This window comes from Burkholderia sp. AU4i (genome assembly GCF_000466765.1).
GTDB lineage: Bacteria > Pseudomonadota > Gammaproteobacteria > Burkholderiales > Burkholderiaceae > Burkholderia > Burkholderia cepacia.
In genome coordinates this window covers 78,168-94,620 of the sequence record NZ_ASSI01000042.1, presented here as the reverse complement: position 1 = coordinate 94,620, position 16,453 = coordinate 78,168, and the positions used below count along the sequence as shown (strand labels likewise).

Sequence of the window (16,453 nt, the reverse complement as noted above, 5' to 3'; positions counted from 1 at the left end):
TCACGTTCGCCGGAATACGCATCAAGACCCGTCGCCACCAGCTCGTTCACAGTCGCAAGGTCGACCACCAAAGCAAGGCCTCTATCTTTCAGATGAGTCTCAGCCTTCAGGCGCTCCCCCGGCGTTCCATTGCAGACATACAGATTTGCCTCAACGCTCTGTGGCCAATCTCCAGACACCACGGCGGCCGATGTTCCTAGGAGTTTAGCCACTATACCCACGGTGACCTGGCCGCGCCGATACGCATCAAATACGTCGCGTACGCGGTCGCTCCGTTGTTTGAGCATCTCCAAAATGCGTGAGAGGTCGTACTCGCCATCGGGCGTTTTATGCAGGTCTACGGATGTCAGACTTCCACTCTTCCCGACAGACTTGCGCATCAGTTCTTGCGCAAGTTGAGCCAACCACCGGAAAGACGACGTGATGCCGGAAATAAGGTATTTCTGGGGCGCGCCCGTCCCATCGGAGACAACGACTGCGTCACCGACACGCTTTCCACTGAGCGACTCGAAGACAGGTGAAGTAGGCGGGAAAAAATTGCTCGCGTCCGACAGCCATCTCAGCGACGATAAGCCGGCCCTCGCTATCAAGGTTGGCGATGTTTTCCTTGCCGAAATCGAAGGCATCATCACCTGACCCAGCACGGAAGCAACTCTCAAGGCAAACGCGTCCAAGCTGGCCATCGCCTGGGAAACGCTTCACCGCTTCAAGCAAGACTTCACGCGCCAGGTCGGCACGGTCAACCATCATGTACGCGTAACCAAGGCACCCGGCGGCCTGACTCAGCGAATGAACGCTCTGCCTGCTCCACAAAACCTTGTCGACTGGCTCGAAAAATGGAATCTGCTCCACCAACGATGCTTTAATCGCAGACGCGATGATGCCGTTACTCGCGAGCACGCCGTCCTGCGTTGCCTCGTTGACGGTCGCAAGCAGCCGTAGCGCGTTGACTTCAAAACTCCTGTCTCCCTTTTGCTGGGCGGCGACAGCCATCCGACCTGCTTCGGAAAAGTTGCCAGCAAGAAGCGCAAGCCAAGCGAAAACGTGCAAGATGTCTGCGGACTCCCGCATTTCAGGCGGTACTACCTTCCATTCCGGCGTTGCGCCACTTCTGTCACTCGCTTGTGCCCACGCAGTGAACACTCCTTCCGACGCGGGAAAGCGTTGACGCAGTTCGTCACCGAGAGTTAGCGCGGCCGGGAAATCCTCGAGGAGCAGCTTGCCTCGGATAGCGTTGCCGGCAACCTTCTCATCATCTGGCGTGAGGTGATAGGCGGCCGCGAACTCTTCAGCGGCCAAGGCAAAGTCATCCTTCTGCCAGTAGCAGTGAGCGCGCTGGGTATGCCAACGGGCGCGTTGATGAATGTCGAGGACACTCAGGTCCTTTCCAAGCACGCTGAGGTTGGTGAGCGCATCATCGAATTTTCCAGCAAGCAACTGCGCCTTCACTCCGTCAAGCTGCGCATCCATCACCTTGTCGATAGACCCTGCGCGAGCCTCCGGGATGCCCCGCGCCAACGATTCTGCGGATTGGAACATCGTCCGCACTTCGCCCGCGAACTTCTCGAAGGTGACCTGTTGGTCAGCGAAGGCTTGACGTTGCTCCCAAAAGGCTCCCCCCGGCATGTGCGGAGCGAGCATGGTCTGCAGTCGAGGAAACCGCCGGATATAGTTTTCGAGTGTGTCCCAAAAGGCGACGCTGACGCGGAATTTACCTTCCGCGTGCCGAGCGTCCGACAAGATTGCGGCGTATTCGACCAGCGCCACATCATTGGGTGCCGTGGTCGCGATAATCAATTCTTCGATTTTTACCTTACCGCCGTCTGCGAGAGCGACCTCCTCGTCAACTATTTTTGTCGTCAAGGAGCCATACGTCTTCCGCTTGCACTGCACCCCGTAGCGCTTCTCCTTGCGCATCGCAAAAATGTCGACGCCGTTCTGTTTTTGCCCGGACCGGCCGTTCTTCGTTGCAGTAGGGTCGTCAAAAACCTCGCTGTAGACGGTGTGGCAGAAGTCCTCGAAATCTTCGGCTGTGCGGGGCGGCTGCACCCCGGTGCTGTACGGAATCATGGGCCCTTATAACGCGTATTTGTCTGGTTAAGCTTACCGTGCTTCGCCGCAGACCGGGAGGTATCTGCGCTCGAAATTGCCCGCTCGGCGCTGTGCGGCGGACGGGCCTTAAAATGGTTCTTCGCGGATTCCCCGGGGAACGCGGGGCAGGCTGTCGGGTTCGGCCACTTGCTTCCGTTTCATACTCCCCGTATGCGGTCAGCCGATTGGCGGTTCCGCAATCAGAAACCCAACGGACGGCATATGAAGTACCCTTGGCTAAACCCGGTACAGAACACGGGCCGGTTGAACGGACACTAGTTCATTTGTTACCGGTTGCTTCAGTCTCGTCTCCAGAAACGTCGCCGAGTGCCGATGAAAGTTGGTCCAAATTCCCTTCTTTCCATGCGGTTACCAATGCCTTTCCCTTCTGCGTGAGCTTCACGTTATAGGCCGTCTTCGTAAGTTCGGATGCTGGCATCGAAAACTTCACTCCCTCAAGTGGGACAAAGAAAGTCGGGCCGTCACCGACGAAGTCCCGATATACGGCCTCTGCTAGCCCAGAAACAAGAAGGTCCGCGAATCTGACTACACCATCCCCTGTCAAGAACAGGTTCTCTGCAAACGGCGTGTCCAAAAACAGAAGCGCGTTAGCGGTTTCCCTAGTCCACGCGTGATTAGCGGCAACCAGCATCACCTTCCATGCTCTGACTGACTCATCTGGAATCGTCCCGGTGTGGACCATTGCATGACAGTTTGGGCATAGCGGAATCAGGTTCCCAGCGGAGTCGGGCCCTCCGTGTTCGACGTGCAATATGTGATGGATGTGTAAAAGGGGCAAACGACACCGCGGGTTTGCGCATGTATATCCGGCTTCGAGAAGCACTTCCCGCTTGGTCGCCGCGGGAAGGTGTTGTCTATGACGCAGGTTCGAGTCCTTCGTAGATTTTGTTGGCTTTCCGGATGTTGGCGGCATGGTGACCTTCAGGAAATTTGGCAGCGATGATTCTATCGCTGGAAGACGGACGGCAGTGGCCATATCTAACGACAGCTCGACATCGAATAGCTGCCGTTTGTATTTTGCCGTGTCAACCGGCCGCAACGGTCGGACAGCGACATCCACGGAAATCTGCGAAGAACCAAAAATAAAGGATGCCGGGCACGATCCGACCGCAGCGGTGCGCCACGCCAGCGGCATCGTGCCGTCCCGCTGGAAGCCGGCAACGGTAATAGCGGCCGAGGCCAACAGGGGGATGATGCCCACCTTCTCCACGGCCCGGATGAAGATCGAGAGTCGCCCGCGGGTCTGAGCGATAACATCGATGACGTAGCACCCGGTTCCGGTTGTGTGGTGAGTCAACCTTGTTTCGTTCGAATCTTGGGTCTCCCATCCTCAGCATCATGGGGGCCGCCACGAAATTGCGGCGAACTGGCTGAATGAAATGAGCAGCTTGCTCGATGTCGGAGGGCGAAATACCCAAAGACAGCTTTTCTGAGAATTTTGTGGCCCAAGGACATCTTTTCTGAGACGACTCCGGTCGGCTTGTCTCACAAAAGTTGTCCAAGTCATTGATTTATATAGGATGCTAAAGACAGCTTTTCTGAGAGCCCACAATGTGTGTGGGTTCTCGGAAAAGATGCCCGCAGTCTCAATATGTTGTCTTTGAACAATTGGCTGCATTCAATGTGGGACGAAAGCGGTCCGTCAAATCGCCCTTGCGAACAATAGCCATCATGTGGCTGCTACTCCGTCCGATGCTTCTTTACCAGTTCCAGCGTCTCGCACGCACGAAGAATCGTGTCTTTCGAGAATGGCGAGAGCGGATGTTCGTTGAGCCAGAGAAGCCATTCGATTACAGCGTCGCACTCGACGTCTGTCAGCTTGGGCCAACGCTGCAGAAAATAGTCGTCCCAGTGTTCCACAACCGGCGACCTGTCCAGCGACCCCATCAAGCTCTCGATGACCGTCAACGCGACCTGATTGTCTTCGATCGAGACGCGCATGATTCCGGGCAAAAAGTAGCAGAACGCTTCGGGAGTAAATCTGTAGACCGCGTCTGCGTAGTTTGTCCAGTCGTAAGCAGTCGTCTCGTCCCAGAGCAGGTTTGAGAAGTGCAATGCGTCGTAGTACTCGTTCGTGTCGGGTGAGACGGTTGGAACGACCGACATCGGCTTTTTCCTCTCGGAAAAAGCCCGCCTAATATGTCCCATCACCAAACGCCCGTCATCAGCTGTTTGCATTTTTCTACCATCGCTCATGCGTCTGCCATCGCTTGTTGGCGGCCTGGGTCCCCACCGTTCCAACACCGTTGTTCGCGTTGTGACCTCGCCTTCGCAAGACCAAGCCAGGCGTTGTAACGGACCGTCAAGTCGTAGCCTCTCATAGCCGGTATACACCTGCCGAGCAGGCCGACGACGTCCTGTCCAATTGGTTCAAATCTCGTACCGATCCGAGCACCCGTCAAATAGACTCCTTGGGCGGGCCGGGGTGAACAAGTTGCACACCGGCCGAGATCAATCTTGTTTCCGCCGTATAAGCGCACGCACCCAACCAGTGATCGCAACAAACGTCAGACCGGGGGAAAGTATCAGTGCAATCAGTAGGTCGAAGACCTTGGAAAGCTCGGATTCCGTGGCCCCAAAAATCCGGTGACTGGCAGTTCGGGTCACGGCGTACCATAGAAGTGCGCCACCAATCGAACACAATCCGATCCTGAGCCAGGATTTCGCTTCCGGTTCGACCTTGCGCCAGGCAAAAATTGCGCTCGCAGCCCACGCGGCATAGATTGGAACCCACAAGGGTCGTGAAATTTCGGAGGCCGATACAAAGGTCGACAGAATTGCCACAAGGAGCATGAGAACAAGCAAACCGATGGCATCCGGGAAATATCGGCTTCGTTGCATGGTGATCAACGGCATGGGTTTCTCATTTCTTGAATGCTGAATTGGGACACGTGCAAGCGTACTGAGCCTGGTCCATTGCGGCCGTGCCAAACGGAGTGAAGACCGCGCCGGCCGGTTCAACTGCTCCGGAGAGAAATGACGAAACTGTACCCAAAACGCCAGCAATCGCGGGGAAAATGCCACTTATGACCCTTCCGACAAGGCCGGATTCTTTCGTAAGGGTTGCCGATCACTTTCTCGAGCTCGATGTTGAGGTCTCGAGACGCGAGCTTCAAGCTCCGCGTACTGCTGATCCTGGTCATCACCGTCCGGTGTCGTTCCACCTGGCGGCCGATGCTGCGCACCACGCTCTATCGCGTCGCCTTCTCGAACATGAGAACGACGATCGCATGGCGACGTCCTGGCCTGGCACGTCATGTTCGTTTCCCGGTGACGCGAGTCAATGGTGGAGAAGCGGGAAAACCACGAGTCCGATGACGGCGGCCGCCGTCACGATCACCGGTTCCTGGAGCTTCTTGAAGCGCCACAGCAGCAGCACGGTCGTGACGGCGAGCAGTGCGGTCGGGACGTCGACGATCGATCGCTTCGCGATGACGAGGACGGAGCCCGTGATCGCACCGACTGCCGCAGCCGTAATGCCATCGACGAATGCCTTGACGCCTGGACGGTGCCCATACTTCTTCACGTAGGGCGCGGGAATGACCGTGAACAGGTAACACGGCAGGAATGTCCCGAGCGCGGCGACGCATGCGCCAGGCAGGCCCGCCACGAGGTACCCGATAAAGCCGACAGTGATCACGACCGGGCCGGGCGTGATCATCGCGACCGCGACGGCATCCACGAACTGCTTGTCGTTCAGCCAGTGATGTTCGGTGACGACGCCGCCATAGAGGAACGGCACGATCGCGAGTCCTGAGCCGAACACGAACGCGCCGGCCTTCATGAAGAACGCACCGATCTGAACGAGCTGCGGCAGGTCGATGCCACTCAGTAGCCCGCTGGCCGCCGGCAAGTTGGCGGCGGCAACCGCATTCAGCCCGCCCCGCTGCAGCCACCTGGGCGGCGCGCGCCACAGCCAGCCGATCAGGCCTGCGGCAACGAAAAGCCATGCGATTTCCGATTCCGTGATGAAGGTCACGGCAGCCAGCGTCAGGAAGATTGCCCAGAGGAGCTTGTCGTTGCCGACGGTCTTGGTCGTGAGCTTGTAAGCGCTCATCGCGATGATGCCGACCACCGCGGCACCGACGCCGTAGAAGACGGCCTGCATCCACGGCAGCCCGCCAAAATGCGCGTACGCGAACCCGAGCGCGAGCACCATCAGGAACGACGGCAGCACGAACGCGATACCGACGAGTGTCGCCCCGAGAAGGCGGTAGTGGACGAACCCGAGATAGATCGCGAGCTGGGCCGCCATCGGCCCTGGTGCGAGCTGGGCCAGCGTGAGCCCTTCCTTGTAGTCGGCCTCGGTTATCCAGCCGCGTCGCTCGACCAGATCGCGACGCATATAGCCAGCGAGCGCGACCGGTCCGCCGAAACCGAACGTGCCGAGACGCAGCATGTAGGCGACCAGCTCGCCAAGCGAGTAGGTCGGTTCGGTCGTGGCGATGGTCGTCGTCATGATCTGGCTGGGGTTTCGCTCTTGCCGTTCGATGTGAAGTGCGCATACAGGGAGTCGAGTACGGCGCCCATCTGCTCGAGCAACTGATCGTCGTTCTCCGTCCGTTGGCGCGTGCCGGCCATCACGGCCTCGAAGCCCACTGCTTCAGGCGCGGCGGGACCGCCCACGTCGAGCGCGTGCACGATCTCGCCGACACGCATCAGTGCCGGGTCCTTGTCGAGCCCGAAGCTGGCCAGCAGAACTTCGAATGTCACGCGCTCGCCCACGTGCGTAAAAGTCGCGCCGTCGAAATCGAAGCCCAGCGCGTCAGCCGGGCAATCCGCCGGCGACGCGAGCCAGACGAAGCGCGCTTGCGCGTCGATGAACCGCCGGATCAGCCACGCACTGGCAACGCGATCGACCCACATCCGCTGCCGCGTCGCCCAGGCGCGGCCCTGGTACTCGCCGATCGCGAGCGGACGAATGACGCGGTCCGCGGCATGCGGCTCGCCCGGCGACAGCACCGTGTCGACCAGCGCACCGAAATCCTGCAGGGCGACTTCGGCGCGGGTGGCCGAATCACCCGGGAAATAGTCGATCGCCCGGATGGCGTCGAGATCCTTGCGCAGGCGACGCAACAGGCGAGTGAGCTCGGCGGCTGATTGCCCGTCGAGCGTCTTGCGCACGTCGGCGAGCGCGCGCGTGAAGGTTGCGTAATCGTCGGCCCGGTCGAACAGCGCCCGGAATTCCTGTTCCTGGGACCGGTCGAGACTCGGTGCGCGCAACAGGTGAGCTGCGCCGCCGCTCTCGGCAATCGCGCCCGCGAGTTCACGCAGCGTCTCTTCGTGCGCTTCGGTTTGGGGCAGCAGGTAAACACCGTCGCGCAGCACCGCACAGCCTTTCGCCTTGAGCGCGCGCCAGAACCGCATGCGGGCCGTCGCGTTTTCCGTCGGAAGGGTCAGAACAAGCAGCGACCATGTAGAAAGGGATTCCATGTAGCGAATTCTACGTCTCGGTTATGTTTTCTACAAAATTTATTTGAGTGATCGCGTGTCGTCCCGCACGCGCTCCCGGCAGGTAGCCAGGGTGTGCGAGGGGTGCCGCTCGCACGAGGCGCGCCAAGAAAGCGCCGCGCCTCGCTCGGGTGAGGGTGGGATGAGTGACCGCGTAATGCGGAACGAGGTAGGCGACGCCAGGTGCTGCGGGCCGGATTTCGGTCCGGCGGAACGATCTACGGCGTCACGACAAGTGCCGTATGTATCCCCGCTTCATAGTGGCCCGGCTTGTTGCAAATCAGCGCGTCGTGGCCAGGCGTGAGCTTGAATGACATGCGCTTGCGCTTGCCGGGCGCGATATCTTCCACTTCCCCGATTGTTTTCAGGGTGTGCTCCATCACCTGTCCTTTGCCGACAGGGAGTGCATCGTCGGGGAGATCTGTCCTGAAGACGACGAGCTCGTTGGTCGTTGCGGCCATGCACCGGATTGTCGACGGGCGTCGCGTCTTCCGCCGCGTTGCTTTTCCGGTCGATCTGCCCGAGCTTGAAACGGCCGTCCTGTCGGTCGACCGGCCGGGTTACGCGCCGTCACGCACCGCCATCGCGAGCGGCATCATCGCCGGCCCGATGGACGCGAGCAGGCGCTCTTTCGATACCCCGTCGCGGGATTGAACGGAAATGCCGTGCAACTGCGTTGCATAGAAATCGGCCAGCGCCTTGATGTCGGTGCCCCGCGCGAGCTGCCCCTGTTCGGCCGCGAGCTGCAAACGCTGGGCGATCGATTGCGTGCGCGCGCGCCGGTGGGCGGCCAGCCATTCCATGACACCTTCGTTTTCGGCCGAGTAGTTGGTCGCGGCGGACACCACCATGCAGCCGTGCGGCTGGCCGCGCCTGGTATAAGCGGCGACGGCATCGCGCAGCATCCGTTCGATGGCCGCGCGGACATCGGTTTCCTCGCCGAGCGCACGATCGGCGAAGCCGCCTTCGCCTTGCTCGTAGAGCGCCACGGCCTCGTGGAACAGGGCTTCCTTGCTGCCGAACGCGGCATAGATGCGCGCTGACGCGATGCCCATCGCTTCGACCAGGTCGGACATCGACGTGCCTTCGTAGCCGCGCCGCCAGAACGCAAGCATTGCGCGTTTCAGCGCCATGTCGCGATCGAATTCTCTCGGTCGTCCCGCCATATCCCTTTCGTCCGTCGTCACATCGTGCGCCGATTTTATCGCGCGCCGTGTTGACACGCGCCGTTCCCGCATTCTATTCTTTGTCGATCAACAAACAATAGGAATCGATCATGCGTACTCTCAAGGGCCCCAGTCTTCATCTCGCGCAGTTCGCCGACGATGCGGCGCCGTTCGACAGCCTGCCGCATATCGCACAATGGGCGGCCGGCGTCGGCTTCAAGGCGCTGCAGATTCCCGCGTGGGACGGTCGGCTGTTCGACGTGGAGACCGCCGCGGACAGTCAGGCCTATTGCGATGACATGAAGGGCATGCTGGCCGAACATGGGCTGGAGATCAGCGAACTGACCACGCATATCTTCGGGCAGCTGGTTGCCGTGCATCCGGCGTACGACGCCATGTGCGACAACTTCGCGCCCGAGGCCGTGCGCGGCAACCCGGCCGCGCGCACCGCATGGGCGCTGGATCGGCTCGAGCTGGCGGCGCGGGCTTCACGCCGCCTGGGGCTGACCGACATGGGCACCTTTTCGGGCTCGTTCGCGTGGCCTTACCTGTTTCCGTTCCCGCAGCGGCCCGCCGGCCTGATCGAGACGGCCTTCGACGAGCTGGCGCGTCGCTGGCGGCCGATTCTCGACGCCTGCGACGAAAACGGCGTCAACCTCTGCTATGAGATTCACCCCAGCGAAGACCTGCACGACGGCGTCAGTTTCGAGCGCTTCCATGCGCTGGTCGGCCAGCACGCGCGCTGCAAGATGCTGTTCGATCCCAGCCATTTCGTGCTGCAGCAACTGGACTATCTGGCGTACATCGATATCTACCGCGACCACATCCGCATGTTCCATGTGAAGGACGCGGAGTTCCTGCCTTCGGGGCGCCAGGGCATCTACGGCGGCTACAGTTCGTGGCTGGAGCGCGCCGGCCGTTTCCGTTCGCTTGGCGATGGTCAAGTCGACTTCAAGGCGATTTTTTCGAAATTTGCTCAGTACGACTACACAGGATGGGCCACCCTTGAATGGGAGTGCTGCCTGAAGAATCAGGAGGACGGCGCGCGCGAAGGCGTCGCGTTCATCAACGACCACATCATCCGGGTGACGGAGCGCATCTTCGACGATTTCGCCGGTGCCGCGGTCGATCAACGGCAAATCCACGACATGCTCGGCATCGCTTGAGCCGTTTCCCCCCCCACTGCCAGGAATCATCGATATGTCCGCTCAACTTCAATCGTCATCAGCCGCCGCTCAAGGCTTTGCTCACCAATACGTACGCATCGACGGCCAGCGCGTCCATTGCGTCACGGCCGGCGCCGGTACCCCGGTCCTGCTGATTCCGGGATGGCCGCAAACCTGGTACGCGTGGCGTCACGTGATGCAGGCGCTCGCCGCGCGCGGCTTCATGGCCGTCGCGGTCGATCCGCCAGGTACCGGTTATTCCGATCGCCCGCATGCGGGTTACGACACGGGGCACACGGCGGCGACGTTGCATCGCGTGATGGCGCAGCTCGGCTTCGATGTTTACCAGGTGGCCGGCCACGACGTCGGCATGTGGGTGGCCTATGCGCTGGCGAGCGACCGGCCCGACGCCGTGAAGTCGCTGGCGCTCACGGAGGCGGTGATCCCCGGGCTGGCGCCCGCGCCGTCGATCTTCGCCCCGCCGGAAGAAAACATCTTCCTGTGGCATTTCATGTTCAACCAGCTGGCCGACCTGCCCGAGACGCTGATTGCAGGCCGCGAGCGGGCGTACCTGGAGTTCATGTTCAACCGCTGGTCGTTCCGGCGCGATTGTGTGGCCGTCGATGTGTATATCGATGCCTATGCGGCACCGGGCGGCTTGCGCGGCGGCTTTTCCTATTACCGTGCGATTCCGGAGACGATCCGGCAGAACCAGGCGCGGGCGCAGCGCAAGCTGACGATGCCGGTGCTCGCCATCGGTGCCGAACATGCCACCGGCGATGCGCCGCTGGTCACGATGCGCGACAACGCGACCGATCTGCAGGGCGCGGTGGTCCCGGCTTGCGGCCACTTCATCATGGAAGAGGCCCCCGACGCATTCATCGGCCATCTGCTGCCTTTCCTGGAGCGGAGCCGCTGAACATGCCGATCGATACCGACATCGCATCACTGCTGGAGCGACTGGCCGTGACCGAGGCGCCTGCGTCGCTGGACGCGTTGAGACGGGCGACCGATACGGCACTGCGGGGCTGGCATGGACCGCTGGAAGCGGTCGACCATACGGAAACCTTCGCGGTGCCCACGCGCGACGGGCGGCAGATTCGCGTGCGGGCTTATTGGCCAGCGGTCGCTTCGGAAAGCGCGGCGCGCCGGTCGGCGCTCGTTTATGCACACGGCGGCGGGTGGTGCCTCGGCACGCTCGAGCTATACGACAATCCCTGCCGCGCGCTGGCCAACGCGACGCAATGCGTCGTGCTGTCGGTCGATTACCGGCTTGCGCCGGAGCACCGGTTTCCGGTGCCGCTGGAGGATTTCTGCGATGCGCTGGACTGGGTGGTGCGCGAGGCGGCCGGCCTGGGGCTGGACCCGGCGCGCATCGCCGTCGGCGGCGACAGTGCGGGAGGAAACCTTGCGGCGGCTGCGTGTCTGGTCGCACGTGAGCGGGGCGCCCGTCGATCGCGCATCAGCTGTTGCTGTATCCGCCGCTGGATGCGTCGATGAGCACGACGTCCTATCGGACTTGCGGGCAGGGCTACTACCTGACGCAGGATGTCATGCGGTATTGCTTCGACATGTACCTGACCGATCCGGCCGACGGCGGGTCACCCTGCGTGTCGCCGCTGCAGGCGGCTTCGCTCGAGGGCTTGCCACCGGCCACGTTGCTGGCCTGCGAGTACGACCCGGTGCGCGACGACGCGCACGCGTATGCGGAGCGATTGCGGGAGGCCGGTGTGGCGGCCGATTTCGTCGTGCTGCCGGGGATGATCCATGCGTGCATCCATATGGCCGGCGTGACGTCGGCAGCCCGCCAGGTATTCGACGTGGCCGGCGCGCAGATGCGCAGGGCTTTCCAGCGGTGAGCGTATGGCCGAAGGGGGCGGTGCGAACTGCGTGGAGGGTTGCAGGGTTCGGCGGCAGTCGATCCAGCGCGAGCTACCTGCGCGTCCGAACCCGCGCCTTCACACACTTGAACCAGAGCCGCATCGCACCGACCCCGCCCGCCACCGGAACGCGCGGCAACAGGAACGCATCGTCGGACGCCCCGGCGCAACCGCGCCGGGTCGTCGTCGCGTTGCGGTAGCCGGCGGCGGCGACCTGGTCGCGCACGCGCGGGTCGAGATCGCCGTACGGGTAGCAGAACGATTCGACAGGCTGGCCGCTCAACGCTTCGAGCCGCCGCTTCGATTCGATGATCTGAACCGCGGACACGTGGGCCGGCACGTGCGACAGCGCGACGTGATCGAGCGTGTGCGAGCCGATTTCGTGGCCGCGATCGCGCCATGCGAGCATGTCCGCGCACGTCATGAGTGGCGAGCGCGCCGTATCGGCACCCGCATCCCAGTCGTTCTCGCCGCCGAACCTGCCGGCGACGAAGTAGCAGGTCGCGGTGAAGCCGAGCGCGTCCAGCACGGGCATCGCATGCGTGAGCACGTTGAGAAAGCCGTCGTCGAACGAAATGCCGAAGACCTTCCCGCTGCGCTCGCCGCGCAGGTACGGCTGCAGTTCGCGCACGCTCAGGCCGCGGTAGCCGAGCCGCCTGAACAGCGTCATCTGGCGGCGGAACGCGTCGGGGGCGACACTCAGGCTGCGCAGCCGGTCGGACGGCGGCGGCAGCGTGCGGATCTGGTGATACATCAGGATTGGGTAGCGCGTGGCGGACAGCAGCATGAGCGGGTCGCGGGAACGGGGCGTTACGCGGCCTTGCGGAAAATCCGCAGGGTCTTGAAGTCGCCGACTTCGGTGAAATCGGCATTGGCCGCCCATTGCTCGATGATCGGCTCGGCCTTCCGGTACGCCGACGAGCCCTTGTAGAACAGCAGGTGGCCTTCGCGCGCGGTATGGCGTGCGAACAGGTCGAGCACTTCGGCGTCGGTCTTCGCGCCGTAGCGGCTGTTCGTTTCGTCGCGGAATTCGCACAGATGGAACAGCGTGACGACGTCGAACGCCGGCAGCAGGTCCGTATTGCTCGTATAGATGTCGCCGAAATAGGCCAGGTAGGTCTTGCTCACCTCCGGTTGCCGCGTGACGAGATCGACGTACGACTTGTATTCCTTCGGCGACGCCGTCACGCCGAAGACGGTGTTGTTCAGGTGCGGCCGTGCGCATTCCACGCCGACGTGGTGGTGGCCGCCGGTGCCGAAGTGATAGATGCGGATGCCGTTGAGACGAGCGGATTCCAGCCATTCGACGAAGTGCACGTCGCACGGGCACTCCTGCGTGCGCAGGTCCCAGTACTTCTTCCAGATGTTCATTGCCATTAAACGGACCTCATGGATGTCACCCAGCGATAGGGGTTGTGTCGAATCGATTTCTGATAGACGGACAACGTCGCATCGACGAACCGGTCGAACGAGAACTCGCGCTTGCCCTTCAGCCGCGCGCTGCGCCCCATCGCGCGCACGCACGCGGGCTCGCGCACGATCTCGCGCAGGATGGCCTCGATCGCCTCGGGCTCGCGCGGCGGGACGACCCAGCCGTCCACGCCCGGCTCGACGTTCTCGGGCAGCCCGCCCACGCGCGTCACGATCGCGGGGCAGCCGAGCGACATCGCCTCGCGGCACGCATACGACAGGCTCTCGTGATACGACAGCACGAACGACACGTCGATGATCGAGAACGGCGCGCGCACATCGTCGAGGCGCCCGGTGAAGGCGGTGCGTGACGCCATGTGGTGCCGCTCGATCTGCTCGCGTTGCTCGCCGGACGGTTCCGCGCCGACCAGCAGCACGCGAAACCGCTCGCGCTCGTGTTCGGGCAAGCGGCCCAGCGCCGCGATCAGGTCCATCCAGCCTTTCTCCGGCGCGGTGCCGGCGCTGCTGCCCAGCACGATCGCATCCGCGCCGGACGGCCCGAACAGCGCGATCTTGCGGCGGCGGATTTCGTCGCCGGCCAGCTGTTCCGCGGCCTGCCGGCGCACGCCGTGCTTGACGACCGTGACGTTGCCGTACGGCGACCGGAGCGCGAGCATGCTCGCCACATAGTCGCTGACCGCGATGGTGTGGTCGGTTGCCAGCCGGGCGCGCAGCACGTTGCCGAAGCTGTCGGCGCGATAGGTGTTGTGCTTGGTGAGCACGACCGCGGGCCGATACCGGCAGCCGAGCAGCGCGAGCATCACCTGCCGGTGATCGGCGGACCCGTTGACGTGGATGATGTCGAAGCGCTCGGCGCGGATCCGCTGGCGCAGCCGGACGATTTCCTGGCACAGCCGGTTCCAGCGCGGCTTGAATTCCATGTCGAAGATCGCCACGTCGGGACTGTCCTTCAGCAGTCGCGACAGGCGGCTCCCTTCAGGCGACGCGACGGTCACGCGATGGTGCCGGCTCATCGCGGCGGCGAGGTCGCGGACGTAGGTGTCCTGGCCGCCGCCGTAGTCGCCGTGGAAGTTGGTATACAGAATGTTCATCACGATGCTGCCTTTCCTCGATCATTCATTTGGCAGGACTGCTGAGAAAATGAATGCCTCAACGTGTTGAAAGCAATGACTCGAACCCGGTTCCGCATTGCCGATGCGTGATGGCGCACCGATGCCCGGAAGGGGGCATTGCGAAACGTTTCGAAATATTACAGACGCATTACGTGCCGTAGTGTCGAGGTCTGCGCATCTTTGTGAGGATGTGTCGCGATCGTTTGCAGTGTCGTCACATCGTGCGACGGCGCAGTGGGGGAGGGGGAATTCCGGCGCGAACGGCGGTGTGGCCCGGTTACCTTCGCCGACCGGGCCGGAAAACAGGCCCGAAGCGGGCAGGAAGCAGGCAGGAAGCGATCAGGAGCGGGCAGGATCGCGACAAAACCCGATTTTTCGACGACATCCGGACGCAAATCAAGCCGGCTGACTTTCAGATTTGAAAGCCGGGGGGCCATTTGCGTTAGAATGCCCCCCCTTGTCCGCCATGGCGACCGCCAAAGGCGGACTCGTCGCACCCAGAGAGACGTGGGTTTCGATTCGTAGCCGGGCGCGAAAGTTAGCCAGCCGTTAGCAACATACGCTTTGTGATTTGGAATACTAATGAAGAAGAAGCACAACATCACCAAGTACATCGTTGTCGCGATGATTCTTGGTATCGCCGTGGGTTACGCCTGCCATAGCGCATTTCCCGACCCGGCCATGGCGAAGGAAGTCGCCGGGTACGTGTCGTTGCTGTCCGACGTGTTCCTGCGCCTGATCAAGATGATCATCGCGCCGCTGGTATTTGCGACGCTGACCGTCGGCATCGCGCAGATGGGCGACGGCAGCGCGGTAGGCCGTGTCGGCGTCAAGGCGTTCGGCTGGTTCTTCATCGCTTCGTTTACGTCGTTGTTGCTCGGCCTGCTGACCGCAACGATCCTGCAACCGGGCAGCCATCTGAGCCTGCCGCTGCCGGCATCCGACGCAGCCCTCAACCTGAAGACGGGCGCCTTCACGCTGAAGGATTTCGTGGTCCACCTGGTGCCGAAGTCGATCGCGGAAGCGATGGCGAACAACGAAATCCTGCAGATCGTCGTCTTCTCGATCTTCTTCGGCACCGCGCTGTCGGCGCTCGGCGAATCGGGCAAGCGCCTGACCGGCGTGATCGACGATCTCGCGCAGGTGATGCTGAAGGTCACGGGCGCCGTGATGTGGTTCGCGCCGGTCGCGGTGTTCGCGGCGCTGGCATCGACGATCACCACCCAGGGGCTCGGCATCCTGCTCACGTTCGCGAAGTTCATGGCGAGCTTCTACCTGGCACTGGCGCTGCTGTGGGGCGTGCTGACGCTCGCCGGCGTGACGTTCCTCGGCAAGCGCGCGTTCACGCTGATCCGGCTGATCCGCGAGCCGTTCCTGCTGTCGTTCGCGACGGCGAGTTCCGAGGCCGCCTATCCGAAGCTGCTGGATGCGCTCGACCGCTTCGGCGTGAACCGCAAGATCTCGAGCTTCGTGCTGCCGATCGGCTATTCGTTCAACCTCGACGGCTCGATGATGTACTGCACGTTCGCGGTGCTGTTCATCGCGCAGGTGTACGGCATCCATCTGCCGCTGGGCACGCAGATCACGATGCTGCTGATGCTGATGGTCACGTCGAAGGGGATGGCGGGCGTGCCGCGCGCGTCGCTGGTCGTGATCGCGGCGACGCTCAACCAGTTCAACATGCCCGAAGCCGGGTTGCTGCTGATCATGGGCGTCGACATGTTCCTCGACATGGGGCGCTCGGCCACCAACGCCGTCGGCAACTCGATCGCGGCTGCCGTGGTCGCGAAGTGGGAAGGGCAGCTCGACGACCCGCGCGACGACAACGATCCGGACAACGGACGCGTGATGAAGGTGAAGGTGCCGGAGACTTCGGCATCGGCTTGACGCGTGGCAGTGCCGCAGCGCGGCGTCAGTGGCGCGTTGCCTGCCCCGCGGTAACGGACGATCGCCGGTCTGGATTCGCAATGGATTCAGGCCGGCGATTTGCCGGGTGCAATGAAGCCGCGTTGAATGCGGCGGTTTTTCCCGATTCTCTGAAACAGGCACTCGCCGTTTCAATCGATCGTCGCTGAACCGGCGGCGATATTCCCGCAGGCATGAGCCTGAATTTCCCGATCCCCGATTCGACGCGT

General features: G+C 62.2%; 14 protein-coding genes and 2 pseudogenes. 4 read left to right on the top strand and 12 right to left on the bottom strand.

Translation table 11 applies throughout. The annotated features are described in order from the left end of the window. The 9 genes and pseudogenes from L810_RS46965 to L810_RS09025 all read right to left on the bottom strand — a co-directional run. Positions 1–380: hypothetical protein (locus L810_RS46965; RefSeq protein WP_155836146.1), on the bottom strand; the 380-nt coding region annotated here is incomplete at its 3' end. Positions 381–480: 100 nt separating this feature from the next. Next, a complete protein-coding gene (locus tag L810_RS09060) occupies positions 481–2,070 on the bottom strand; it encodes a hypothetical protein (RefSeq protein WP_021158073.1) in 1,590 nt (529 codons plus the stop codon). Positions 2,071–2,371: 301 nt separating this feature from the next. Beyond that, complete coding sequence (locus L810_RS44905) at positions 2,372–3,409, bottom strand: HNH endonuclease (RefSeq protein WP_081712817.1); 1,038 nt, start codon at positions 3,407–3,409, stop codon at positions 2,372–2,374. A 383-nt stretch (positions 3,410–3,792) separates the two neighbouring features. Next, positions 3,793–4,218 (bottom strand): hypothetical protein, encoded by a 426-nt coding sequence (locus L810_RS09050; protein ID WP_042973839.1) that lies wholly within the window; start codon positions 4,216–4,218, stop codon positions 3,793–3,795. Positions 4,219–4,563: 345 nt separating this feature from the next. Beyond that, a complete protein-coding gene (locus L810_RS09045; protein ID WP_042973838.1) occupies positions 4,564–4,968 on the bottom strand; it encodes a hypothetical protein in 405 nt (134 codons plus the stop codon). 424 nt (positions 4,969–5,392) lie between these two features. Further along, positions 5,393–6,571, bottom strand: coding sequence for a chromate transporter (locus L810_RS09040; RefSeq protein ID WP_021158069.1), 1,179 nt, complete (start codon positions 6,569–6,571; stop codon positions 5,393–5,395). Beyond that, the gene (locus tag L810_RS09035; RefSeq protein WP_042973837.1) at positions 6,568–7,545 is read right to left on the bottom strand and encodes a chromate resistance protein ChrB domain-containing protein; all 978 of its coding nucleotides are present in this window, start codon (positions 7,543–7,545) and stop codon (positions 6,568–6,570) included. Before L810_RS09035 ends, L810_RS09040 begins: the two co-directional genes overlap by 4 nt. A 236-nt stretch (positions 7,546–7,781) precedes the next feature. Next, positions 7,782–8,009: pseudogene (locus L810_RS09030) on the bottom strand (hypothetical protein); the annotation flags it as partial. A 114-nt stretch (positions 8,010–8,123) separates the two neighbouring features. Continuing rightward, positions 8,124–8,729, bottom strand: a complete 606-nt coding sequence (locus tag L810_RS09025; protein ID WP_021158066.1) for a TetR/AcrR family transcriptional regulator — start codon at positions 8,727–8,729, stop codon at positions 8,124–8,126. Positions 8,730–8,839: 110 nt separating this feature from the next. Between L810_RS09025 and L810_RS09020 the strand changes: the two genes are divergently transcribed. The 3 genes and pseudogenes from L810_RS09020 (at position 8,840) to L810_RS49740 (ending at position 11,754) form a co-directional block, all read left to right on the top strand. After that, on the top strand, positions 8,840–9,895 hold the full coding sequence (locus tag L810_RS09020; protein WP_021158065.1) for a sugar phosphate isomerase/epimerase family protein: 1,056 nt from the start codon (positions 8,840–8,842) through the stop codon (positions 9,893–9,895). Between the two features lie 34 nt (positions 9,896–9,929). Then, positions 9,930–10,814 carry an alpha/beta fold hydrolase gene (locus L810_RS09015; RefSeq protein ID WP_021158064.1) on the top strand — a complete coding sequence of 295 codons (885 nt, stop codon included), beginning with the start codon at positions 9,930–9,932 and terminating at the stop codon, positions 10,812–10,814. Positions 10,815–10,816: 2 nt separating this feature from the next. Next, positions 10,817–11,754: pseudogene (locus L810_RS49740) on the top strand (alpha/beta hydrolase). 73 nt (positions 11,755–11,827) lie between these two features. Here the strand turns inward: L810_RS49740 and L810_RS09005 are convergent. From L810_RS09005 to L810_RS08995, 3 genes are read right to left on the bottom strand one after another with little or no spacing between them, the layout of a single operon-like run. Further along, a complete protein-coding gene (locus L810_RS09005) occupies positions 11,828–12,562 on the bottom strand; it encodes a polysaccharide deacetylase family protein (RefSeq protein WP_021158063.1) in 735 nt (244 codons plus the stop codon). A gap of 23 nt (positions 12,563–12,585) precedes the next feature. Beyond that, positions 12,586–13,152 (bottom strand): hypothetical protein, encoded by a 567-nt coding sequence (locus L810_RS09000; protein WP_021158062.1) that lies wholly within the window; start codon positions 13,150–13,152, stop codon positions 12,586–12,588. After that, the gene (locus L810_RS08995) at positions 13,152–14,297 is read right to left on the bottom strand and encodes a glycosyltransferase (protein WP_042973836.1); all 1,146 of its coding nucleotides are present in this window, start codon (positions 14,295–14,297) and stop codon (positions 13,152–13,154) included. The genes L810_RS09000 and L810_RS08995 overlap by 1 nt, the downstream gene beginning before the upstream one ends. A 603-nt stretch (positions 14,298–14,900) precedes the next feature. Here L810_RS08995 and L810_RS08990 point away from each other — a divergent pair. Further along, on the top strand, positions 14,901–16,205 hold the full coding sequence (locus L810_RS08990) for a dicarboxylate/amino acid:cation symporter (protein ID WP_021158060.1): 1,305 nt from the start codon (positions 14,901–14,903) through the stop codon (positions 16,203–16,205). The last annotated feature ends 248 nt before the right edge of the window (positions 16,206–16,453 follow it).

Excerpts from the sequence above, each read along its gene's own strand:
- L810_RS09025 (WP_021158066.1), bottom strand. The coding sequence starts at position 8,729 with ATGGCGGGACGACCGAGAGAATTCGATCGCGACATGGCGCTGAAACGC.
- L810_RS09015 (WP_021158064.1), top strand. The coding sequence starts at position 9,930 with ATGTCCGCTCAACTTCAATCGTCATCAGCCGCCGCTCAAGGCTTTGCT.
- L810_RS09020 (WP_021158065.1), top strand. The coding sequence starts at position 8,840 with ATGCGTACTCTCAAGGGCCCCAGTCTTCATCTCGCGCAGTTCGCCGAC.
- L810_RS09000 (WP_021158062.1), bottom strand. The coding sequence starts at position 13,152 with ATGGCAATGAACATCTGGAAGAAGTACTGGGACCTGCGCACGCAGGAG.
- L810_RS09045 (WP_042973838.1), bottom strand. The coding sequence starts at position 4,968 with ATGCCGTTGATCACCATGCAACGAAGCCGATATTTCCCGGATGCCATC.
- L810_RS09060 (WP_021158073.1), bottom strand. The coding sequence starts at position 2,070 with ATGATTCCGTACAGCACCGGGGTGCAGCCGCCCCGCACAGCCGAAGAT.
- L810_RS09035 (WP_042973837.1), bottom strand. The coding sequence starts at position 7,545 with ATGGAATCCCTTTCTACATGGTCGCTGCTTGTTCTGACCCTTCCGACG.
- L810_RS09050 (WP_042973839.1), bottom strand. The coding sequence starts at position 4,218 with ATGTCGGTCGTTCCAACCGTCTCACCCGACACGAACGAGTACTACGAC.
- L810_RS08995 (WP_042973836.1), bottom strand. The coding sequence starts at position 14,297 with ATGAACATTCTGTATACCAACTTCCACGGCGACTACGGCGGCGGCCAG.
- L810_RS09005 (WP_021158063.1), bottom strand. The coding sequence starts at position 12,562 with ATGCTGCTGTCCGCCACGCGCTACCCAATCCTGATGTATCACCAGATC.
- L810_RS08990 (WP_021158060.1), top strand. The coding sequence starts at position 14,901 with ATGAAGAAGAAGCACAACATCACCAAGTACATCGTTGTCGCGATGATT.
- L810_RS09040 (WP_021158069.1), bottom strand. The coding sequence starts at position 6,571 with ATGACGACGACCATCGCCACGACCGAACCGACCTACTCGCTTGGCGAG.